16 protein-coding genes and 1 pseudogene are annotated in these 21,887 nt (G+C 74.0%); 11 read left to right on the top strand and 6 right to left on the bottom strand.

The features are described from left to right. The first annotated feature begins 855 nt into the window (after positions 1-855). Positions 856-1,974 carry an ABC transporter substrate-binding protein gene (locus tag ACZ5GH_RS35765; protein WP_464336438.1) on the top strand — a complete coding sequence of 373 codons (1,119 nt, stop codon included), beginning with the start codon at positions 856-858 and terminating at the stop codon, positions 1,972-1,974. A 114-nt stretch (positions 1,975-2,088) separates the two neighbouring features. Continuing rightward, the gene (locus tag ACZ5GH_RS35760) at positions 2,089-2,604 is read left to right on the top strand and encodes a DinB family protein (protein WP_464336437.1); all 516 of its coding nucleotides are present in this window, start codon (positions 2,089-2,091) and stop codon (positions 2,602-2,604) included. Between the two features lie 85 nt (positions 2,605-2,689). On the opposite strand, the gene ACZ5GH_RS35755 is transcribed toward ACZ5GH_RS35760, so the two are convergent. The 4 genes from ACZ5GH_RS35755 to ACZ5GH_RS35740 form a co-directional block, all read right to left on the bottom strand. Next, a complete protein-coding gene (locus ACZ5GH_RS35755) occupies positions 2,690-3,025 on the bottom strand; it encodes a hypothetical protein (RefSeq protein WP_464336436.1) in 336 nt (111 codons plus the stop codon). A 215-nt stretch (positions 3,026-3,240) separates the two neighbouring features. Beyond that, the gene (locus tag ACZ5GH_RS35750; RefSeq protein ID WP_464336435.1) at positions 3,241-4,938 is read right to left on the bottom strand and encodes a serine hydrolase; all 1,698 of its coding nucleotides are present in this window, start codon (positions 4,936-4,938) and stop codon (positions 3,241-3,243) included. A gap of 350 nt (positions 4,939-5,288) precedes the next feature. Continuing rightward, positions 5,289-5,789 carry a peptidylprolyl isomerase gene (locus ACZ5GH_RS35745; protein WP_464336434.1) on the bottom strand — a complete coding sequence of 167 codons (501 nt, stop codon included), beginning with the start codon at positions 5,787-5,789 and terminating at the stop codon, positions 5,289-5,291. A gap of 86 nt (positions 5,790-5,875) precedes the next feature. Beyond that, positions 5,876-6,982: an RCC1 domain-containing protein gene (locus tag ACZ5GH_RS35740; protein ID WP_464336433.1), complete on the bottom strand. Its 1,107-nt coding sequence runs from the start codon at positions 6,980-6,982 to the stop codon at positions 5,876-5,878. Positions 6,983-7,265: 283 nt separating this feature from the next. On the opposite strand from ACZ5GH_RS35740, the gene ACZ5GH_RS35735 reads away from it, so the two are divergent. Continuing rightward, positions 7,266-8,906, top strand: a complete 1,641-nt coding sequence (locus ACZ5GH_RS35735; RefSeq protein WP_464336432.1) for an alkyl/aryl-sulfatase — start codon at positions 7,266-7,268, stop codon at positions 8,904-8,906. Positions 8,907-9,438: 532 nt separating this feature from the next. Here ACZ5GH_RS35735 and ACZ5GH_RS35730 read toward each other — a convergent pair. Then, on the bottom strand, positions 9,439-10,038 hold the full coding sequence (locus ACZ5GH_RS35730; protein WP_464336431.1) for a putative glycolipid-binding domain-containing protein: 600 nt from the start codon (positions 10,036-10,038) through the stop codon (positions 9,439-9,441). A gap of 224 nt (positions 10,039-10,262) precedes the next feature. Here ACZ5GH_RS35730 and ACZ5GH_RS35725 point away from each other — a divergent pair, with 224 nt between their 5' ends. Then, positions 10,263-11,216: a DUF4331 family protein gene (locus ACZ5GH_RS35725; RefSeq protein ID WP_464336430.1), complete on the top strand. Its 954-nt coding sequence runs from the start codon at positions 10,263-10,265 to the stop codon at positions 11,214-11,216. Positions 11,217-11,582: 366 nt separating this feature from the next. Then, complete coding sequence (locus ACZ5GH_RS35720) at positions 11,583-12,260, top strand: HAD family hydrolase (RefSeq protein WP_464336429.1); 678 nt, start codon at positions 11,583-11,585, stop codon at positions 12,258-12,260. A 65-nt stretch (positions 12,261-12,325) separates the two neighbouring features. Here ACZ5GH_RS35720 and ACZ5GH_RS35715 read toward each other — a convergent pair. Then, a pseudogene (locus ACZ5GH_RS35715) lies at positions 12,326-13,587 on the bottom strand (IS30 family transposase). A 201-nt stretch (positions 13,588-13,788) separates the two neighbouring features. On the opposite strand from ACZ5GH_RS35715, the gene ACZ5GH_RS35710 reads away from it, so the two are divergent. From ACZ5GH_RS35710 to ACZ5GH_RS35685, 6 genes are all read left to right on the top strand, one after another. Then, positions 13,789-14,154: a hypothetical protein gene (locus ACZ5GH_RS35710; RefSeq protein WP_464336428.1), complete on the top strand. Its 366-nt coding sequence runs from the start codon at positions 13,789-13,791 to the stop codon at positions 14,152-14,154. A 104-nt stretch (positions 14,155-14,258) separates the two neighbouring features. Then, the gene (locus ACZ5GH_RS35705) at positions 14,259-14,402 is read left to right on the top strand and encodes a hypothetical protein (protein WP_464336427.1); all 144 of its coding nucleotides are present in this window, start codon (positions 14,259-14,261) and stop codon (positions 14,400-14,402) included. Between the two features lie 350 nt (positions 14,403-14,752). Then, positions 14,753-15,850 carry a sugar ABC transporter substrate-binding protein gene (locus tag ACZ5GH_RS35700; RefSeq protein ID WP_464336426.1) on the top strand — a complete coding sequence of 366 codons (1,098 nt, stop codon included), beginning with the start codon at positions 14,753-14,755 and terminating at the stop codon, positions 15,848-15,850. 417 nt (positions 15,851-16,267) lie between these two features. Continuing rightward, a complete protein-coding gene (locus ACZ5GH_RS35695) occupies positions 16,268-17,053 on the top strand; it encodes an ATP-binding cassette domain-containing protein (RefSeq protein WP_464336425.1) in 786 nt (261 codons plus the stop codon). Next, positions 17,050-18,645, top strand: a complete 1,596-nt coding sequence (locus ACZ5GH_RS35690) for a sugar ABC transporter permease (protein ID WP_464336424.1) — start codon at positions 17,050-17,052, stop codon at positions 18,643-18,645. The genes ACZ5GH_RS35695 and ACZ5GH_RS35690 overlap by 4 nt, the downstream gene beginning before the upstream one ends. Positions 18,646-20,299: 1,654 nt before the next feature. Then, complete coding sequence (locus tag ACZ5GH_RS35685) at positions 20,300-21,301, top strand: phage tail sheath family protein (RefSeq protein ID WP_464336423.1); 1,002 nt, start codon at positions 20,300-20,302, stop codon at positions 21,299-21,301. The last annotated feature ends 586 nt before the right edge of the window (positions 21,302-21,887 follow it).

Here is a 21,887-nt window from a genome sequence, read left to right as displayed (position 1 = left end):
CTGCGGCCTGACGGAGTTGCCGAGCCGAGGCTGTCCCTCGGATGACGGCGGGGATGCGACGGGTGCCGGGCCCGCCGCCAGCCGCCGCTGACGGCAGGCCGACGTTCCCCCGTCGACTGGGCCGGTTCCCGAGAGTCGGGCAGTGGTGCTGGGGCCCGTTGGCCGCGCGGCCTGGCGGAGTTGCCGAGCCGAGGCTGCCCCTCGGCGGGCAGCGGGGCTGCGACGGGTGCCGGGCCCGCCGCCAGCCGCCGCTGACGGCAGGCCGACGTTCCCCCGTCGACTGGGCCGGTTCCCGAGAGTCGGGCAGTGGTGCTGGGGCCCGTTGGCCGCGCGGCCTGGCGGAGTTGCCGAGCCGAGGCTGCCCCTCGGCGGGCAGCGGGGCTGCGACGGGTGCCGGGCCCGCCGCCTGCCGCCGCTGGACGGCAGGCCGACGTTCCCCCGCCGTCCGGGCCGGACCCAGGCCGGTTCCCGAGGGGACGGCCAGTTTCGCCGCGATCGCCGTGCGGCCTGGCGGAGTTGCCGAGCCGAGGCTGTCCCTCGGATGACGGCGAGGGCTGCGACGGGTGCCGGGCCCGCCGCCTGCCGCCGCTGGACGGCAGGCCGACGTTCCCCCGCCGTCCGGGCCGCGCCCGGGGCCGGCTGCCAGGGGCGGGCGCCGGCGGCGCGGCCGAAAACCGGCTTGCCGGGGGGTGGCGGTGGTGGGTGCAATGGGCCCGCATGATCGCGCAGGTGCGCTCGCGGTGGGCGGGACGCGACGGGTGCGGGCCGCCGGTTCGGCGGGTCCGGCCGCCCGCGCGGCCTGCACGGGTCCGCGCGGTCTGCGCCGACCGGGTCGTCACGCGGGGGAGCCAGCGCATGAGTACGTCGCCGTCGCCGTCGGCCACCGGAGCGCGGCGGGGCGAGGGTCCGTCGGTGCGCATCGGTGCCCTCGTTCCGCTGTCCCGGCCGGGCTGGGTCGAGGCGGGGCGGCACGTGCTCGCCGGTTTGGAGCTGGCCGTGGGCGAGGTCAACGAGGCCGGGGGGATCGGCGGGCGGCCGCTGGAGCTGCTGGTGCGGGACACCGCGGCCGATCCGCGCAGGGCCGCCGAGGCGGTGGAGGAGCTGGCCGGCCTGGGGGTGGCGGCTCTGGCCGGGGAGTACCACAGCGTCGTGGCGCGGGCGGTCGCCGCCGGGGCCGATGCCGTGGGCCTGCCGTACCTGTGCACGTCGGCGGTGCTCGACGCGCTCACCGACCGGCCGACGCCGTGGGTGGCGCGGCTGTGTCCGGCGCAGTCGCACAGCTGGCGGGTGTTCGCGCAGTTCCTGCTCGGCGCGGGCCACCGCCGGGTGGCGGTGGTGACCCAGCCGAGCGTCTACTGGGCGTCGGGGGCGCGCGTCCTGCGCGAGTGCCTGGCCCCGCACGGCGGCGCCGTCGTCGAAGTCGACGCGGCCGTGCTCTGCCCCGCCGCGGTGTGCGAGGAGCTGGTGCGGCGGGAGGCGACGGCCGTGCTGCTGCTGGTCGGCCACCCGGAGCCGGCGGTGTCCCTCATCAGGGCGGTGCGCGGCGACGGGCGGCTGGCGGGGGTGCTGGTCGGCGCGCCGGCGGGGCAGCCGGAGTTCGCCGAGTGGGCGGCGCTGCTGGGCGCTGACGGCGCGGGTGTGCCGTTCCTGCGCTACCTGCCGGAGCGGCTGGGCCCGCTCGGTGCCCGGGTGGGGGCGGCGCTGCGGGAACGGCTGGGCGAGGAGCCGTCGTTCGTCGCCTTCGAGGGGTACGACACGGTCGTGGTGCTGGCCGAGGTGCTGCGTTCGCAGGGGCCCCACCGGGCGCGGATCGCGGCGTCCTGGCCGCATCTGGCGGTGGAGGGCACCCGCGGCAGGATCCGGTTCTCCCGGGAGCCGGGCGGCAGTGTGTGGCAGTGGGCGTGGCCGCCGGTGCAGGTCGTCGACCGGGATCCGGCGGCGCCCGGGCGCTTGCGGGTGCTGCACACCGGCTGAGGGCGCCGGGCCCGGTGCGGGAGGTCGGCGGGCCGGGTTGGCCGCGCGCTGCGCCCGCCCGCGCCGGGAAAAATGCGGTGCGCACGCCGCGGCGGCTGGGTAGGGTGCACCGCCATGGCTTCGGAACTGGAACGGCCCCCGCTCCTGGCGGACGAACGCACCGCGATCGTCGGCTGGTTGGAGCTGCAGCGCAAGATCCTGCGGTGGAAGTGCGAGGGGCTTAGCGACGAGGACGCGCACCGCTGCGTCCTGCCGACCTCGCCCGCGATGACGATGGCCGGCCTGGTGTCCCACATGCGCTGGACGGAGCACCTGTGGCTGGAGGTGCTGTTCCTGGGCGGCGACAAGACGCAGCACCCGGTGTTCGACGGGTCGGGTGAGGACGCGGACTGGCACACCGGCGGGCGTCCGCTGGCCGAGCTGCTCGCGGAGTACGAGGCCCAGTGCGCGCGCAGTGACGAGATCGTCGCGGCGGCCCGCCTGGACGACGTCGGCCGCCACCCCGACTTCCGTACCGGTGGCGCCAACCTGCGCTGGATGCTGATCCACCTGGTGGAGGAGACGGGCCGGCACGCGGGGCACGCCGACATCGTCCGGGAGCTGCTGGACGGCTCCAAGGGGTACTACTGATGGCTGACGGCCCGTCCGGTGACCCGATGCTGGAGCTGCTGTCGGCGAACGGGCCGGATCCGGAGCACGCGCAGGCGCTGATGCTCTACGGCCGGCTGGTCGGCACGTGGGAGATCCGCAACCGGTACCTGTTCCCCGACGGCCGGTGGCGCACCGCGGCGGGCGAGTGGCGCTTCGGCTGGGCGCTGGGCGGCCGGGTGGTGCAGGACGTGCTCTGGTGCCCGGACTTCCACGGCCGCTTCCCGGGCACGACCTTGCGCATGTACGACGTCACGACCGGGTTGTGGCGGATCACGTGGATCTCGCCGAAGCTTCCCTCGTACTTCTCCCAGGTCGGCCGTGGCGACGGGGCCGGCGGGATGGTCCAGGAGGGCACCGACGCCCAGGGGCGGCGCTCGCGGTGGACGTTCACCGAGGTCACGCCGACCTCCTTCCGCTGGCAGGGCTTCAGCGCCTCCCCCCCTCTCCCCCGGCTCCCCCGACGCTCCCCTCTCCCTCGACGCTCCCCTCTTCCCCGGCTCCCCCGGCTCCCCGGGCGCTGCGGGCGCTGTGGGCGCTGTGGATTCGCCGGGTTCCCCGGAGGGCGGGTTCGAGCTGTTCCAGGAGATGTACGCGACGCGCACCGGCTAGGGGGCGCTAGCTGCGGGTGAAGGTGCCCAGGCCGTCGTGGTCGAACTGCTCGACGACGACCTTGGCGGCCTTGCCGTCGTCGCCCGCGGTGAAGGTCACGCCGGACAGGCCGACGGCGTTCTCCCCGCGGGTGCGGAAGCTGAACACGTCGCCGGCGTAGTGCTGGAGCGGGAACTGGAGGTTGTCCGGGCCCAGGCTCATCACCAGGGCGCCGCCGTTGCCGGTGGTCACGGTCAGCGGGCCGTAGTAGCCGTTGGTGTAGGTGCCGACGTAGGCGGCGTCGGGTTTGGCGCCGGGGGCGCCGGCCGGGGGCTTGGTGTAGTCGGTGGGCGAGGTGCCGGCCACCAGGGCGGCGGGGATGACCTTGCCGAGGAAGCCGAGCCAGTCGACGGTCTCGTGGCCCTCCTGGGCGAGGTCGTAGAACTCCTCGGCCACCGCCTCGGGCAGGCCGGTGGGCTGGCCGTTGGTCAGCACGACGATGCCCAGCTGCTCGGCGGGCAGCAGGGTGACGACGGTGGCGGCGCCCAGGAGGAAGCCGCCGGAGTGGTTGAGCCGCAGCCGGCCGCGGGTGTCGCGGCCGACGTTCCAGCCCAGGCCGTACTGGCCGGGGTTGCCGGCGGGCGCGGCGGGCGGGTTGGAGAGGCTGTGCGGGAGCCAGGTCTGGCTCAGGGCGGCCGTGTCGAGGACCTGCCGGCCCTCGAAGGAGCCGCCGGCGAGCTGCAGGCGCATCCAGCGGGCGAGGTCCTGGACGGTGGAGCTGACGCCGCCGGCCGGGGACTGGGCGTCGGCGTTCTCGGTGGTGCTCACCTGCCAGCCACCACTGCCACTGCCACCGCTGCTGCCACCGCTGCTACTGCCGCCGCTGCTGCTGCTGTCGTCGCCGGTGCGTACGTGCGGCACGGCCTTGTTGGCGGCGTGGTCGTAGGCGGAGCGCAGGGAGCTGGTGGCGGTCATGCCGAGCGGCTTGTAGAGGGCGTCGGCGCACAGGTCCTCCCAGGCGGTGCCCTTGGCCTTGGCGACGGCCACGGCCGCTTCGGTGAGGCCGTAGTTGGTGTAGGCGTAGTGGGCGCGGAAGGGGGCCAGGGGCTGGTCGCGCAGGTGCTGGAGGATGTAGTCGCGCGGGTAGCCGAGGTCCTGGAGGAGGTCTGCGGCGTGGTCGGGCAGGCCGCTGCGGTGGGAGAACAGGTCGGCGATCGTCACGTGGGCGCCGGTCCAGGGGTCGGCGAGGGTGAAGCCGGGGTCGTGGGCGGAGACGGGGTCGTCCCAGGTGGCCGCCTTCTGTCCGACGGCCGCGGCGACGACGGTGGAGGCGATCGGCTTGGAGACGGAGGCGAGTTGGAAGACGGTGTCGGGGGTGACGGTGTCGGGCTTGCCGAGTTCGCGGACGCCGTAGCCCTTGGCGTGGACGACCTTGTCCTTGTGGACGACGGCCAGGGCCAGGCCCGGGACGCCGGTCTTGCGCATCGCGTCCTGGACGTAGGCGTCGATCCGGTCGACGGCGGTGGCCACCTGCTGGTCGGTCAGCTGCGGTGAGGGCGCCGGCGGCGCGGTCGCCGGGGCGCTGGAGGCGCCGGGGCCGCCCGAGGGGCTGGGGGCGGCGGCGGGGTCGGTGGCGGCGGCGGAGGTGCACCCGGTGAGCAGCAGGGCGGCCAGCAGGGGTGCGGCGGTGCGGTGTCCCGGCCTGGCGGCGGTGCGGCGGTGCATGGGGGTCCTCCCTGGTCCCGGGTGGCGCGGCCGTGCGCCTCGTCGGGTGAGTATTGGACGGGCCGGGGCGGGGGCGCGGGGCGCCGCGCACCGGGGCGGGCGGCAGGGCGCCCGGGTGGGCGGGCCGGGGGTGCGCGGGGGCCAGGGGGCGGGTCGGGGCCGGGGGTGCGCGGGGGTGCGCGGCGGCCGGCGGGCCGGGAGGCGGGCGGGCCGGGGCCGGGAGGCGGGCGGACGGGCCGGCGGGTGGGCGGGCCGGGGTGGGGGTGGTGGGGCGCGCGGCGGCCGGGGGCGGCGGCCGGGGAGCGGGAGGCCGGCCGGGCCGGCGTCCCGCTCCTGCCGCTGCCCGGGCGCTACTCGACGATCTCGGCCTTCTCGATGACCACGTCGTCCTTGGGGACGTCCTGGTGGCCGGACTTGGAGCCGGTGGGCACGGCCTTGATGGCGTCGACGACGTCCTGGCCCTCGACGACCTCGCCGAAGACGGCGTAGCCCCAGCCCTGGGGGTTCTTGCCGCTGTGGTCGAGGAAGTCGTTGTCGGCGACGTTGACGAAGAACTGGGCGGTGGCGGAGTGCGGGTCGCCGGTGCGGGCCATCGCCACGGTGTACTCGGTGTTCTTCAGGCCGTTGTCGGCCTCGTTCTGGATGGGGGCGCGGGTCTTCTTCTGGCGCATGCCGGGCTCCATGCCGCCGCCCTGGACCATGAAGTTGTTGATGACCCGGTGGAAGAGCGTCCCGTCGTAGAAGCCGTCCCGGACGTACTGGAGGAAGTTCTCCACGGTGGCGGGGGCCTTGTGCGCGTCGAGCCGGAGAACGATGTCGCCGTGGTTGGTGCTCAGTTTGACTTTCGACATGACTACCTCACTGTCTGCGTGGTGGCGGCTACGAAGCGTTCACGCGCATTGTGACAGCAGGGGCGGCCGGGCACGGTTGAGGCGCTTCAGTTGGCGAGGCTGAAGTCGCCGCCGACGGGGGCGGCGAGCTTGTCGATGCCGGTGAGGGCGGTGAGGGTGGGCACCGGGGTGCTGCTGTCGGTGGTGGTGCCGTCGCCGAGCTGGCCGGAGCCGTTGCTGCCCCAGGAGTGCACGGTGCTGGTGCCGGACAGGGCCACGGTGTGCTCGCGGCCGCCGGCCACCAGCCGTACGCCGGTCAGGCCCGGGACGGTGACGGGCAGGACGCGGAAGACGGTGGTGCCGTCGCCGAGTTGGCCGGCGGTGTTCTGGCCCCAGGCCTTGAGGCGGTGGTCGCTGTCGACCACGGCCATGCTGTGGTTGCAGCCGGCCGCGATCTGGGTGACGCCGCCGCTCCAGGTCGCCTGGGTGGTGACCGGGGTGAAGCGGTTGATGGTGGTGTTGTCGCCGAGCTGGCCGGTGGCGTTGTAGCCCCAGGCGCGGACGGTGGCGCCGGGGCCCGGTGCGCCGACCAGGGCGAGGTTGTGGCCGGCGCCGGCGGCGATGCGGCTGACCGCGCTCAGGCCGGTGACCGGGGCGGGGACGGCGCGGTTGGAGCAGGTGCCGTCGCCGAGCTGGCCGTTGAAGTTGTAGCCCCAGGCCCACACGGTACCGTCCTCGCGCAGGGCCAGGCTGTGGTGCAGGCCGGCGGCGATGGCGACGATCTTGGTCAGGCCCTCGACGCGGGTGGGCATGCTGGTGTCGGCGCCGGTGCCGTTGCCGAGCTGGCCGTGCTTGTTCTGGCCCCAGGCCATCACGGTGCCGTCGCCGAGCAGGGCGAGGCTGTGGGCGCCGCCGGCGGCGATCTCGACGGCGTCGGTGAGGTTGACGACCTGGCCGGGCGCGTTGTGGCTGAACACCGTGCCGTCGCCGAGCTGGCCGGCGCCGTTGACGCCCCAGGACTGCACCGTACGGTCCGTCAGCAGGGCCAGGCCGTGGCCGGCGGCGGGGCCGAACCCGCCGGCGGCGATCTTCACCACCTCGCTGCTGGTGAGCCCGAGCACGGCGGTGGCCGTGGTGCGGAGGTCGGCCCAGGTGCCGTCCCCGAGCTGGCCGGAGCGGTTGTTGCCCCAGGACTTCAGGCGCTTCTCTGCCATGCGACGATGCCTCTTTACCTCTATGACAATAAGTCAAATCGTCGGTACGTCACGCCGGTTGACGACTCCACGATCATGGCCCGACGCTACCCACGTGCCCGGCACGGCACGGGCAACGGCCGTGCCCGCCACCCGATCGGGTGACGCCGGGCCCCTGTCCCCGCTCCTTGCGCATCGCGCACGCCCCTGCCGTTGTGTGTCCGGCCCGTCACCCCTAGTGTCGGCGGTCTGCGGTGCGCGGGCAGCGCACCGCGGTCCGTTTCGCCGTTGAGGAGGCAAGCCCGTGGCCGACACCTTCGTGCCCGTGGAACCGAGCGCGTACGTCACGCAGCGGAACCTGGCCGGCGCCAAGGAACTCCCCGCCTCCCCCGCCGACTTGGAGGGCGCCCGGCGCGGGCTGCTCGCGGCCCCGCCCTACCGCGCGCTGCCGTCCCGAGACGGCCGGGAGGCGGTCTGGCACTTCGGCGCCTTCGGCTTCCTGGCCGGCGCCGCCCCCGCCACCGTGGCGGCGCCGCTGTGGCACCAGGGCCGGCTGGCCCTGCCCTGCGGCCTGTTCGAGGTCGCCGACGGCCTGTACCAGGTACGCGGCTACGACCTCGCCAACCTGACCGTCGCCACCGGCCGCGACGCCCTGCTGGTGATCGACCCGCTCGGCTCCTACGAGACCGCCCGAGCGGCCCTGGCCCTCTACCGCTGCGCCACCGGGGACGCGCGGCCGGTGCGGGCCGTGGTCCACACCCAGAGCGGGGTGGACCACTTCGGGGGCGTGCGCGGCCTGTTCGCCGGCGCCCGCGCCGGCCTGCCCGCCGACCTCGCGGTGTACGCGCCCGAAGGGTTCCTCGCCGACGCGGTGCACCGGCAGGTCACCGCGGGCGCCCACACCGCCCGCCTCCTCGACTACGCCTACGGCACCCGGCTGGAGGTCGGCCCGCGCGGCCTGGTCGGCTGCGAACTGGGGCGCACCGTCTCCACCGGCCGGCCCGACTTCCTCGCCCCCACCGACACCGTCGGCGGCCCGCTGCGCGCCCCCACCCCCCGGGCCCACTGGCCCGCCTGGGCCTCGGCGGCCGGCGTGCCCTGGCAGGAGGGCCTGTACGCCGTCGAGGCGGCCGGGGTGCGGATGGTCCTGCAGCCCGCGGGCGGCCACGCCTGCCCCGCCGAACTGAACCTCTACCTGCCCGACCACCGGGCCCTGCACCTGGCCGGCGCCGGACTGCTCGGCGCCCCCGGCCCAAGCCGCGCCGGCCTCCTGGACGCCACCGCCACCGCGTTCGGCGCCGCCGCCCTGGGCACCTGCGCCTACGGCGCCCCGGTATGGGGCGCCACGCAGGTCCGCGGATGGCTCACCGCCCACCGCACCGCCGCCCGCACCATCCCCGACCCCGGCCCCGCCGCCCCGCTGCTCGCCCACCCCGGCTACCTGGACACCCCCTCCCGCACCGTGCGCGAGGTCTGGGCCCGGCTGACCGGCACCGCCCTGGCCCCGGCCCGCCCGGCCGTCACCGCCCGGACCGAGCTGGCCGCCCCGGACGGCGCCCGACGGGCGGTGGACGCGGCGCAGCGCGCGTACGAAGGCGGCGGCGGCGCGGGCTCGGGTGCGGGCGGCGGCGCGGGCGTCGGCGCGGGCGTTGGTGCGGGCGGGGGCGTTGGTGCGGGGCCGGACTACGCGCGGGCGGTGCTGCTGCTGGACCCGGTGGTCTCGGCGTGCGCCGTCCCGGCGGCCGTGCCCGGGACGCTGGAGCAGCGGGCGCGGGAGCTGCAGTCGCGGGCCCTCACCCAACTCGGCTACCTCACGGCCCACGGGCAGCTGCGCAACGCACTGCTGACCGCGGCCCGGGACGTACTGCAACCGGGTACGGCGCCGACGCGCTTCGCGGGGACGGTGGCGGACCTGGCGGTGTGCGCCGACCCGCTGGCGATCTGAGGCGCGGACCCGGCGGGCAGACGCCCCGGGCACGGTAGGCGGACGCCCCGGGCACGGCGGTCTCGGCGGGCGCGGGAGCTGCAGTCGCGGGCGCTCACCCAACTCGGCTACCTCACGGCCCACGGGCGGCTGCGCAACGCGCTGCTGACGGCGGCCCGGGACGTACTGCAACCGGGTACGGCGCCGACGCGGTTCGCGGGGACGGTGGCGGACCTCGCGGTGTGCGCCGACCCGCTGGCGATCTGAGCCGCGGACCCGGCGGGCAGACGCCCCGGGCACGGTAGGCGGACGCCCCGGACCCGACGGGCGGACGTTCCGGGCCCGGCGGGCGGGCGGCCCGGGACGTACTGGAACCGGCTGCGGCGCCGACGCGGTTCACGGCGACGGTGGCGGACCTGGCGGTGTGCGCCGACCCGCTGGCGATCTGAGGCGCGGACCCGGCGGGCAGACGCCCCGGGCACGGCGGGCGGGCGCCCCGGACCCGGCGGTCTCGGCATGCGCCGTCCCGGGCCCGGTAGGCGGCGGTGTCCTGTCAGGCGATGCGGTGGGCCAGGCCCGGGTAGTCGTCGACCAGGCCGTCGGTGTCCAGCAGCAGGTCCGCCCGGTAGCCGCCGCTGGCGTAGCGGACGGTGGCGCGGCCGTCCGGGTGGCGGCGCAGGTGGGTGTAGGTCTGGCGGGAGGGCACGACCACCAGGTCGGGCACGCGGATCCAGGCCATCAGGAAGTGGTGCTCGCCGGGCCGCTGGTGGAGGGCGTGGCGCAGGACGGGCGGGGTGTTGGTGAGCGGGGACAGGCCGAGGTCGCAGTCGAGGGCGCCGGTCAGGTCGGGGCGCTCGGTGCCGTCGACGCTCCACCGGCCGGTGTGCTCGTCGCGGCGCAGGTCCAGGGTGCGGGTGGTGTCCGGGGTGCGGGCGGTGACGTGCATGCGGCGGGTGGTGAAGCCGTCACCGGTCTCCAGGCGGTAGTCGAGCCAGTAGGGGGCGGGTTCGGCGGCGGCGGCGCGGCCATGGGCGGTCAGGGCGTGGGGGCCGAGGTCGATCCAGGAGGTCTCCAGGCCGGCGGTCTCGGTGACGCGCCAGGTGGGTACGGCGCTGCGGGCGCGGGCGGTGGTGCGGGCGGTGGGGCTGGTCATTCGTGCACGGTAGTACGGGCCGCCGACAGCGGCCCGGCCCGCGCCCGCGCCCGCTCGCCCGGGTGGTGCAGCGGGGCGGGCCGGGGCCGCCCGGGCGTGTTAGCAATGACCGCGGGGGGCGGGGGTGTCCATGCGCAAGCACGCGAAGCGTGTGAAGCACGCCGAGCACGTGGAGCGTGTGGAGCACTCGACCCACTCGACGCACTCGAATGCCGGAGGCCGCCTTGTCGCACCACCTCAGCGGACCGAACCTGCGCTCACCCGAGGGTGACGCGCGCCTGGACCTGACCGACCTGTTCGCCTTCGCCGCGCCGGAGCCGGGCCGCACGGTGCTGATCATGAACGTGAACCCGGTCGCGCCGTCCGGCGGACAGGCCTTCCACCCGCAGGCGGTGTACCGGATCGACATCGACACCGACGGGGACCGGAGGGCCGACCTCGCCTACAGCTTCACGTTCTGCGAGCCGCAGGACGGGGAGCAGACCATGACGGTGCGGCGCGCCACCGGTGCCGGGGCGCGCGGGCTGGAGGCGACCGGCGAGGTGCTGGTGTCCGGGGCGCCGGTGAGCTTCACGGACACGCCCGCGGTGGTGGAGGCGGGGGCGTACCGGGTGAGCGCGGGGCTGCGCAGCGACCCGTTCTTCGCGGACCTGGACGGGATCGTGAAGGACTTCCAGTGGACGGGGGTGGACTGGGGCGCGGACAAGAACGTGTTCGGGATCGTGCTGGAGGCACCGGACGCGGCGTTCGGGCAGGCGCCGCAGATCGGGGTGTGGGCGCGGGTGAGCGTGCGCAAGGACGGGCGGCTGGTGTCGGTGGACCGCGGCGCGCACCCCTCGCTGACGGCGTACTTCAACGAGGAGGACGTGAAGGACGCGTACAACGCCGGGGAGCCGGTGGACGACTGGGACACCTACCGGGATCCGTGGACGGCGAAGCTGCAGCACTTCGGCGGGTACACCGCGCAGGCGGCGCAGGCGCAGCTGCGGCTCGTGCTGCCGGACATCCTGCGCTACGACCGCGCCCGTCCGGCGGGCTATCCGAACGGGCGCACGCTGACGGACGACGTGACCTCGGCGCGGCTGACGATGCTCACCGACGGGAAGGTGTCCGGCGACCACATCGGCCCGCACACCGACCTGTTGCCACACTTCCCGTACCTGGGCCACCCCCACTGACCGCCGGATGCCACGCACTCGCACTCTCCTCGACCGACCCCCGCACCGGGCCCACCTGACCACGCGCCGGGGCCGCCGGCTCTGGGACGGGGGCCACCCGCTCCAGGGCCGGGGCCGCCAGCTCTGGGCGGGGGCCGCCCGCACTGACCGCCGAGTGCCGCGCGCTCGCGCTCTCCTCGACCGGCCCCCGCGCCGGCCCCGAACATCCCCCGCACCGGGCCCACCTGACCCGCGCCGGCCCCGAACTTCCACCGCGCCGGGGCCGACACAGGCCCCTGGGCCGGGGCCGACAGGCCCCTGGGCGGGGCTGCCCGCTCCTGGGCCGGGGCTGCCCGCTCCTGGGCGGGGGCCGCGTAGGGTGGCGGCATGTCCGTTCCCGTGGAGCTGGTGGTCTTCGACTGCGACGGTGTGCTGCTCGACAGCGAGCGGTTGGCCGTGCGGGTGGACGAGCGGGTGGTCGCCGAGGCGGGCTGGCCGCTGTCGCGCGAGGAGCTCGTGGAGCGGTTCCTGGGCCGCTCGCACGCGTTCATGACGGCCGAGATCGAGGCGCACGCGACGGTGGCGCTGGAGCCGGGCTGGGACAGGCGTCTGCAGCGCCTGTACGACGAGGTGTTCGCCGCCGAACTGGCCCCGGTGGAGGGAGTGGTGGCGGCGTTGGCCGCGCTGCGGGAGGCCGGGGTGGCGGACTGCGTGGCGTCCTCCGGCACCCACGCGCGGCTGCGCTCGACGCTGGGACTGACCGGGCTGCTGCCGCGTTTCGCCGGACGGATCTTCAGCTCGCAGGACGTGGAGCGCGGCAAGCCCGCGCCGGACCTGTTCCTGCACGCGGCGGCCGCGATGGGAGTGCGGCCGGCGGCGTGCCTGGTCGTCGAGGACAGCCGGTACGGGGTGGCCGCCGCGCGGGCGGCGGGGATGCGGTCGCTGGGCTTCCACGGCGGGCTGACGCCGCGGGCGTGGCTGCAGGGGCCGGGCACCCGTACGTTCGCGGACATGCGGGAGCTGCCGGCACTGGTCGCCGGGGCCGGGTCGCTGCCCCTGCCGTAGCCCCGCCCGCAGCCCCGGCGGCGAGGCGGCAGTTTCTAGCGGTCGTTGCAACACGTGGTCGGTGTTCAGGCCGCGATGAGTTTATGGAGGCGCTCGGCTGGGGTTTCCCAGCCGAGCGTTTTGCGTGGGCGGCCGTTGAGCTGGACGGCCACCGCTGCGAGGTGTTCCGGGCCGTGGGCGGACAGGTCGGTTCCCTTGGGAAAGTACTGCCGTAGCAGGCCGTTGGTGTTCTCGTTGGAGCCGCGCTGCCAGGGGCTGGCCGGGTCGCAGAAGTAGACCGGGACGCCGGTGGCGACGGTGAAGTTCTTGTGGGCGGCCATCTCGGAGCCCTGGTCCCAGGTCAGCGACCGGACCAGGTGGGAGGGCAGGGTCCGCACGGTCTCCGTGAGGGCGCCGCGCACGTGCTCGGCGGTTCGGCCGTTGGGCAGATGCAGGCGCATCACGTAGCGGGTGGCCCGCTCGACCAGGGTGCCGATGGCGCAGGCGCCGTCCTTGCCGATGATCAGATCACCCTCCCAGTGCCCGGGAACCGCCCGGTCCTCCACCTCGGCAGGGCGTTCGCTGATCATGACCATCGGGTCGGTGAAACGTGGCTGGCGGCAGTTGACCTGGCGCTGGGGCCTGCGGCGGGCGCGGCCGGTGCGCAAGGCGCCGCGAGTTCGCGCCGCAGCTCGCCGCGGCCCTGGACGTAGAGGGCCTGGTAGATCGTTTCGTGGGCCGCGTGCATCTCCGGCCGCTCGGGAAAGGTGTCCCGCAGAGCGTGGCAGATCTGCTCCGGACTGCACCGCTGGTCCAGGCCGGCCTGGATCGCGGCCCTCAGCTCCGCGTTGAGGGCGATCATTCCCGGCTTGGGGCGCGGACGCCGCCCGTCCGCACGGGCCTGCGCGGCATGAGGTCGGTAACTGCCGTTGCCAGGATGGCGGTTGCGCCGAATCTCCCGACTGACCGTCGAAGGGCTCCGGCCGAGCTCAGTCGCGATCGTACGGATGGTGGCTTTCTCCCGCAGCCGGTCGGCGATGTGGATCCTCTCGTCCTCGCGCAGGTACCGGGACGGTCCGAACGCGCCGGTGGGCGCCCGCTCGAATCGAGCGGGCGCCCGGAACCTGTTCGGGTCCGTCCGGCCGTTGCGCCACTCGCGTCCGGTCCGCTCGTGGACGCCCACCAGCCGGGACGCCTTCTTGTTGCTGTAGCCCTGTCGCACGAGCCGGAAGTATTCCGCCCGCTCGGCACGAAGCTTCCTGACCCCTTGGGGGTTTCCGCTCCCCTCGGATCTCGAAGTCCATCGCATTCCCTCAGCTCGGGTGTTGCGACGACCACTAGAACCCAAGGGCCCGGCGGCGGGGCCTGTCGGGCCCGCGGGGCCTGTTGCGCTCGCGGGACCTTGCGCTCGCGGGGCCTGTCGGGCCCGCGGGCAAGCAGGCGCGCCCCTGTCAGATGTCAGGGACCGCCGCGGGCACCGGGTTCCTAGGCTGACGGGCACCGGGCGGATCGACCGTCCGGTGCCCGTACCAGCCAAGGGAGAACCCCCATGCGCAGGATCACCCGTGCCGTCACCGTCCTGGCCCTGGCCGCCGCCGCCCTGACCACGACGGGGGCCGGCGGCGCCGGCGCCGCGGACGGCGAGTGGGCGGGCTGCCCGTCGGGCGCGGTCTGCGTCTACCCGCAGGACCAGGACCCGGCCGTCAGCCCCAGCGCCGTCTACTGGAGCTACGGCGCGCACAACCTCAGCGGCCAGTACGGCCACCACTGGGTACTGAACAACCAGAGCGGCGGCGCACACGCCCGGCTGTGCCGCGGCGCGGGCGGCGCGGACTGCGTCTACGACCTCTCCTCGCCCAAGGGCGTGTACTACGACCTGGGGCCGATCAACTCGATCATCCTCGACCGCCCCTGACACCCGGCCGGACGCCGGCCCGGCCGTGCCCGCCGCACGAGGGGAGCGGCGGGCACGGCCGCCTCCGCGCGCACAACCTCAGCGGCCAGTACGGCCACCACTGGGTGCTGAACAACCAGAGCGGCGGCGCGCACGCCCGGCTGTGCCGCGGCGCGGGCGGCGCGGACTGCGTCTACGACCTCTCCTCCCCCAAGGGCGTGTACTACGACCTGGGACCGATCAACTCGATCACGCTCGACCGCCCCTGACACCCGGCCGGACGCCGGCCCGGCCGGGCCCGCCGCACGAGGGGAGCGGCGGGCACGGCCGCCTCCGCGCGCCCACCCCCAGCCCCGGGACCCCCACCCCGGCCACGGGCCCCCGGCCCCGCTCGGGCCCCCCGGCCCCGGCCCCGGGGCCCCACCCCCCGCCCGGGCCCCCGGCCCGCCCCGCTGCCCCGCCGCTCCGGCCCCGCCGCCCGCAGGCGTGTTCACGAAGATAACGAGTGGTGGTGGATCGCGGGCAGTCTGGTTTTACTTATTGACGTCATGTACGCGCTCAGGTTTAACTCCCCCCACCCCGCCGCGACGCCGCGGCGACCCCAGGGAGAGGCACCCGTATGAATGCCGTACTGCGTCGCGCCCTCGTCTCCACCGTGGGCCTCGCACTGACCCTGTCCATGACCGCCGCCTGCGGGAAGGCCGGCGGCGCCAAGGCCGAGGCCTCCGCCTCCGGCAGCCCGGACACCATCGGCCTGCTGCTGCCCGAGAACGCCTCCTCGGTGCGCTACGAGTCCTTCGACCGGCCGTTCATCGAGGCCAAGGTCAAGGCCCTGTGCGCGCAGTGCAAGGTGCTGTACAACAACGCCGAGGGCAGCGCCGCCAAGCAGAAGCAGCAGTTCGACACCCTGCTCGCCCAGGGCGTCAAGGTGATCGTCCTGGACCCCTACAACGCCAAGTCCACCCAGGGCTGGGTCCAGGAGGCCGCCGCCAAGGGCGTCAAGGTCATCGCCTACGACCGCCTGGCCGGCGGCCCGGTCGCCGCCTACACCTCCTTCGACAACGAGAAGGTCGGCGAACTCCAGGGCCAGGCCCTGCTGGCCGCGCTCGGCCCGCGGGCCGCCGAGGCCGACATCGTCATGATCAACGGCGACGAGGCCGACCCCAACGCCGCCCAGTTCAAGACCGGCGCGCACAGGGCCCTGGACGGCAAGGTCAGGAAAGTCGTCTACGAGCAGTCCGGACAGTGGGAACCCACCGTCGCCGGCCAGAAGATCTCCGCCGCCGTCACCGAGTTCGGCAAGAACGGCTTCCAGGCCGTCTACTCCGCCAACGACGGCATGGCCGCCGCCATCATCACCCAACTCAAGGGCGCCGGCATCACCGTCCCCGTCGGCGGCCAGGACGCCGGCCTGGACGCGATCCAGCGCATCGTCAACGGCGACCAGGCCTACACCATCTACAAGGCCTACCGCCCACAGGCCGAAGCCGCCGCCGAACTGGCCGTCGCCCTCCTCCACGGCAAGGACGTCAAGGCGATCGCCGACACGAGCGTCGACAGCGCCACCGACAAGAACATCCCCGCCAAGCTCCTCGACGCCAAGATCGTCACCAAGGACAACATCGCCACCACCGTCCTGGCCGACGGCCTCTACAAGGTCTCCGACATCTGCACCGCCGACTACGCCGCCGCCTGCGCCGCCGCCGGCCTCAAATAACCCCCCCCACCACCCCAACACCACCCCGGCACCACCCCGCACCGCCCCGCACGGCCCGGCACCGCCCGGCAGCGTCCCGGCACCGCCCCGGCACCGCCCCGCACCGCCCCGCACGGCCCGGCACCACCCGGCACCGCCGCACGGCCCCGGCACCGCCCCGGCACCGCCCGGCACCGCCCCGGAATCTCCCGGCACCGCCCCGGATTCGCTCCGGTATCACCCGCACCGCCCCGGATTCGCCCCGGCACCGCCCGGTATCTCCCCGGTATCTCCCGGCACCGCCCAGGCACCGCCCCGGCACCGCCCGCACCGCCCGTACCGCCCCGGATTCGCTCCGGATTCGCTCCAGTACCGCCCGCACCGCCCGCACCGCCCGGTACCGCCCCAAGTAGCCGCTCCCCCAAGGTGGTTGTTCCCGTGACAGGCGCACCCGTCCTCCAGCTGCGCTCGGCCTCCAAGCGCTTCGGTGCCGTCCAGGCCCTCACCGACGTCGACCTCACCGTCCACGCCGGAGAGGTCCTCGCCCTCGTCGGCGACAACGGCGCCGGCAAGTCCACCCTCGTCAAGACCATCGCCGGCGTCCACCCCGTGGACGACGGCACCCTCACCTGGCACGGCGACCCCGTACGCCTGGCCCGCCCCCAGGACGCCACCGCCCTCGGCATCGCGACCGTCTACCAGGACCTCGCGCTGTGCGACAACCTCGACGTCATCGCCAACCTCTTCCTCGGCCACGAGAAACACCGCCGCGGCCTGCTCGACGAAGTCGCCATGGAACAGCACGCCCGCCGGCTGCTGGACACCCTCGCCATCCGCATCCCCGACGTGCGCACCCCGGTGGCCGCACTGTCCGGCGGACAGCGCCAGGTCGTGGCCATCGCCCGCGCACTGGTCGGCGAACCGGCCCTGGTAATCCTGGACGAACCCACCGCAGCCCTCGGCGTCGAACAGACCGCCCAAGTCCTGGACCTCGTGGAACGACTACGCGAACAGGGCCTGGCAGTCGTACTGGTCAGCCACAACATGGCCGACGTACGGGCGGTCGCCGACACCGTCGCCGTGCTACGCCTGGGCCGCAACAACGGCGTGTTCCCGGTCGCGGACACCACCCAGGAACAGATCATCGCCGCCATCACCGGCGCCACCGACAACGCCCACGCCCGCCGCCGGGCCCGCCACACCCAGAAGGCCGACGCCGAATGAACACCCCCGAAACACCCACCCCCACCAACGGCACCACCGTCCCCACCGACGGCACCACCGTCCCCTCCGGCGGTGCCGATGCCACCGGCGGCGCTGCCGTCCCGGCCAGCGGTGCCACTGTCCCCTCCAACGGTGCCGATGCCACCGACATCCCCTCCAGCGGTGCCGATGCCGCCCCCTCCAGCGGTGCCGATGCCGCCCCCTCCAACGGTGCCGATACCGCCGACGTCCCCGCTGCCGCCCCCTCCGGCGGTGCCACCGTCCCCTCCAGCGGTGCCGCTGCCGCCGACATCCCCTCCGGCGGTGCCGATGCCACCGGTGGCGCTGCCGTCCCGGCCGGCGGTGCCGGTGCCGCCGCCGGCGGTGCCGTCCCGGCCGTCGACCCGCGGCTGCACCAGCCCCCGCGGGGCTGGGCCGCCCACGCCACCGCCGCCCGCCACCGCCTGGCCCGCGGCGAGCTCGGCTCACTGCCGGTCGTCGTCGGCCTGATCGTCATCGCGGCCGTCTTCCAGTCCGTCACCCACCACTTCCTGCAAGCCGACAACCTCACCAACATCACCCGCTTCATCGCCGGCCCCGGCCTGATCGCGGTCGGCGTCGTCTTCGTACTGATCCTCGGCGAGATCGACCTCTCCCTCGGCTCGGTGGCCGGCGCCAGCGCCGCCCTCGCCGCCGTCCTCGCCGTACGCCAGGACCTGCCCGAGTGGCTCGCCATCCTCACCGCCCTCGGCGCGGCCTGCGCCATGGGCCTGCTGCACGGCTTCTTCTTCGCCCGCGTCGGCGTACCCGCCTTCGTCGTCACCCTCGCCGGCATGCTCGCCTGGAACGGCCTACAGGAATGGGTCCTGGGCGACGCCGGCACCGTCAACAACCGCCACCACGGCATCATCGCGAGCCTGGACACCACCTTCCTCGGCGACGGCGACATCGCCTACGCCTGGACCCTGGCCGTCCTCGCCCCCGCCCTCTACCTCACCGCCCGCCTGCGCACCGCCCGCCGCCGCCGCGCCGCCGGCCTCACCGCACCCCCCACCACCGACAGCGCCATACGCGCCGGCGCCCTCGCCGCACTCACCCTCACCACCGCCTACACCCTCAACCAGGACCGCGGCCTGCCCCTGTCCCTGGTCGTCCTACTCACCGCCGTCCTGACCACCGACTTCGTCCTGCGCCGCACCCGCTACGGCCGACAGGTCCTCGCCATCGGCGGCAACGTCGAAGCCGCCCGCCGCGCAGGCATCAACATCACCCGAACACGGACCACCGTCTTCATCCTCGCCGCTTTCCTCGCCGCCCTCGGCGGCCTGTTCTACGCCTCCCAACAAGGCTCCGCCGACAAACAACTCGGCAGCGGCAACGTCCTCATGAGCGCGATCGCCGCCGCCGTCATCGGCGGCACCAGCCTCTTCGGCGGACGCGGCAACACCCGCACCGCCCTCCTCGGCATCCTCGTCATCCAAACCATCACCACCGGCCTCGACATGATCCACGCCACCCAAGCCATCCAATACATGATCACCGGCACCGTCCTCCTCACCGCCGTCACCCTCGACTCCCTCACCCGCCACACCCACACCACCACCCACACATAACCCCCCACACCCACGCGGGAAACCGGCCCCACCCACACACCAAACACCCCAACCCAACCAACCGACCCCCCACCGAACAACCCGAAAACCCCAACCACCCACCCCCCAACCCCCACCAGACGTCGACAGAGCCAACCTCCCCACACGAAACAGCCAGCCCAAAGGCAAGATGACACGGCCGCCCGCGCGCAAAGCCGACACGGCCGACCTCCCCACCAGACGGCCAGGAGGCCCCAACCACCCGACCACCCCCGCACGCACGAGAAGTCGGCGGCATCGACATCCCACGCACGAAACACCCAGCCCCGACGGCAAGGCGACGCGGCCACCCGCGCGCAAAGCCGGCACGACCAACACTCCCCGGATTGGCCGGGCGCAGGCACCACTCACCCGAACCCCAACGCACAGGAAGTCGGCAGAATCGACTTCCCACGCGTGAAACAGCCAGCCCCGCACGGGCAACACGGCCCCCCGCGCGCGCGGCAAACCGGCCCCGCCAATCCCCCCACACACCAAACACCCCTCCCCAACCAGCCGCCCCACACACACAGAACAACCGGGAAACCCCCAACCACCCGGCCCGCACGAGAAGTCGAAGAGCCGACTTCCCGCGCACGAAACAGCCAACACCGACGGCAAGGCGACGAAGCCGCCCGCGTGCAACGGCGGCACGGCCGACCTCCCCACCAGCCGACCAGGAGACCCCGACCGCCCGACCACCCCCGCACTCACGAGAAGTCGGCGGCATCGACTTCTCGCGCGCGAGAACAGCCAGCCCCGAACGCGAGGCGGCACCACCCGCGCACAGCGCCGAAACCACCAACCTCCCCCACAGGCGGCCGGGCGCCAGGCACCAGTCCCCCGACCACCCCAACGCACAGGAAGTCGACACAACCAACTTCCCACGCAGGACGGCCAGACCTTCCCCAACCCACCAACACCCACAGCAAGTCGACGGAATCCACTTCCCACGCACGAAACCAGTGGAGTTCGCGCGGGTTCCCACTGGCTGACCACGAGCGTCGTCACGGCATTGCTCTTCGGGATCAACGACGAGACCGCCATGCGGTACGTCGCCGCGGCCCACCCGGAGCGGACCGCGAAGCTGCCCCGATAGCCGGCCGCCCCGGCGCGAGGCGGTCATCGCGCTGCGATGACCCGCGTTTGGACGTCGGCGGCACCAGGCGCAGGGCGGGGCAAATGGCCAAGGCGTTCGGGCGCGCCGACACGGAGGCTTCATCCGAACAGGTGGTTTGCCCTCCGCCGGGGGGCACCGGGCGGCGCGCTGCGCTGGGGTTGGTACGGCTTTGCCGTTCGCCTCAGCAGCGGGCCTCTCATCTCAAGGAGTGTGGATGTCCAGCCAGAACCCGCCCGGGGTCTTCGTGACGGAACTCCCCAGCGGAGTACGCACGATCACCGGGGCGAGCATATCGGTACCGGCGTTCCTCGGCTACACGAAGACCTCTGGCGACGACGCCCCGGACACGGCCCCACGCCGTTCACCGACACCGAACGTGCCGTCCCGCAGAAGATCCGGAGCCGGCAGGAGTTCGCCGCCCGCTACAGCGTCGCGGGAATTGCCAAGGACCTCGCGAACGCGACCGACCCGGCCGCGATTCACACGCTGCAGCGGTGCCTGCCCCTGGCGGAAGCGGTGTACGGGTTCTTCGCCAACGGCGGGCACGCCTGCTACGTGGTGGGCTTCACCAGCCCGCACAGCGCCGTCTCGCCCGAGGACCTCAAGGGGAACAAGGACACCCGCACCGGCCTCGCCGGCCTGGAGACCGTTCCCGAGGTCACCATGGTCGCCGTCCCCAGCCTCTGGGACATGACTGCGGACGTCTCCTCCGAGAAGGAGGCCCCCGCGCCCGACCACGCCGCGGGGGTGAGCAGGATGGCCGAGGTCGTGAAGCACTGCACCGAGCAGAGCAACCGGCTGGCGATCCTCGACCCGCCGCCCGGCCTGGACCCCGCCCAGGTGGGGGCCTTCGCCGACACGCTCGACGCGCGCGACTGCGACTCCGCCGCCTTCACCACCCTGTACTACCCGTGGATCACCGTCCATGGTGTCGACGCCGTCGAGCGCACCGTGCCGCCGTGCGGTCACGTGGCGGGCGTCTGGGCCCGCACCGACACCGAACGCGGCGTCTTCAAGGCCCCCGCCAACCAGAACCTCCGCGGCGTCCTCAAGCTCCAGAACGTCCTCACGGACGACGAGCACGGTGAGCTGAACGCGAATGGCGTCAACTGCCTGCGGGTCTTTCCGGACCGGGGCCCGCTCGTGTGGGGCGCCCGCACCAGGTCGACCACCCGCGACTGGCGCTACCTCAACGTCCGCCGCCTGGTCTCCTACCTCTCCGACTCCATCCACCAGTCCACGACCTGGGCGATCTTCGAGCCCAACGACGAGCGGCTGTGGGCGGCGCTCCGCCACTGCGTGACCTCGTTCCTCACCGACCAGTGGCGACAGGGTGCCCTCATGGGACGCACACCGAACGAGGCGTTCTACGTGGTCTGCGACCGCACCAACAACACAGCCGAGACCATCGCCGACGCCAAGGTCGTCTGCGACATCGGCGTCGCACCCGTGCGCCCCGCCGAGTTCGTCCACCTCACCATCACCCAGACCGCCGGGCAAAGCGGCCAGACCAGCTGAGAGCCCACCTATCTGCCCCACCCCGGCGGGGCAGACAGCATCCCGGCGTCCGAGCGGCCGTCCGCTGCCGCAGCCAGCTCTCCTCCACCGGGCTGTCCAGCAGACCGCGGATCTCATCCAGAGCCGGGCACAGCAGCTTGGCCGACAAGACGAAGGCCCATCGCTCCACCGCGTTCCCGCCGCACACCCAGTACCCGGCCACGGCTCAGCCCTCGGGCAGCAGCCCGACGTCCTCACACAAATGAGCGTCGTGCCGCAATGCCTGATCACGTGGCCAGCCGCGAGGTCCCGCAGGCCGTCACATCGCCGACAACCCCTCGTCCCGACTCGAAGATCAAACCCGGAACCCGCATCAAACCGCTACCTGAACCTTCACCAACGGTCGAGTTCCGAGCGTTCCAGCTTCAAGAATCAGCGAACCCCCGCGCCTCACCCAGCACCGAAAGCAACGCCACATGGCCCCCCGCACGCAACAGCGGCACAACCGACCCCCCACCAGACGGCCGGTAACCCCCACCACCCGACCACCACCAGCACACGCGGGAAGTCGGCAGAATCGACTTCCCGCGCACGAAACAGCCGACCC

This window comes from Kitasatospora sp. Xyl93 (assembly GCF_055383135.1).
Note: the sequence above shows the minus strand (reverse complement) of the source record. Positions and strands in the feature narration are given on the sequence as shown.

What these genes read in the sequence shown, in the direction of transcription:
- ACZ5GH_RS35745 (WP_464336434.1), bottom strand. Translation starts at nt 5,789, where the DNA reads ATGTCGAAAGTCAAACTGAGCACCAACCACGGCGACATCGTTCTCCGG.
- ACZ5GH_RS35690 (WP_464336424.1), top strand. Translation starts at nt 17,050, where the DNA reads ATGAACACCCCCGAAACACCCACCCCCACCAACGGCACCACCGTCCCC.
- ACZ5GH_RS35710 (WP_464336428.1), top strand. Translation starts at nt 13,789, where the DNA reads ATGCGCAGGATCACCCGTGCCGTCACCGTCCTGGCCCTGGCCGCCGCC.
- ACZ5GH_RS35750 (WP_464336435.1), bottom strand. Translation starts at nt 4,938, where the DNA reads ATGCACCGCCGCACCGCCGCCAGGCCGGGACACCGCACCGCCGCACCC.
- ACZ5GH_RS35700 (WP_464336426.1), top strand. Translation starts at nt 14,753, where the DNA reads ATGAATGCCGTACTGCGTCGCGCCCTCGTCTCCACCGTGGGCCTCGCA.
- ACZ5GH_RS35730 (WP_464336431.1), bottom strand. Translation starts at nt 10,038, where the DNA reads ATGACCAGCCCCACCGCCCGCACCACCGCCCGCGCCCGCAGCGCCGTA.
- ACZ5GH_RS35765 (WP_464336438.1), top strand. Translation starts at nt 856, where the DNA reads ATGAGTACGTCGCCGTCGCCGTCGGCCACCGGAGCGCGGCGGGGCGAG.
- ACZ5GH_RS35740 (WP_464336433.1), bottom strand. Translation starts at nt 6,982, where the DNA reads ATGGCAGAGAAGCGCCTGAAGTCCTGGGGCAACAACCGCTCCGGCCAG.
- ACZ5GH_RS35720 (WP_464336429.1), top strand. Translation starts at nt 11,583, where the DNA reads ATGTCCGTTCCCGTGGAGCTGGTGGTCTTCGACTGCGACGGTGTGCTG.
- ACZ5GH_RS35760 (WP_464336437.1), top strand. Translation starts at nt 2,089, where the DNA reads ATGGCTTCGGAACTGGAACGGCCCCCGCTCCTGGCGGACGAACGCACC.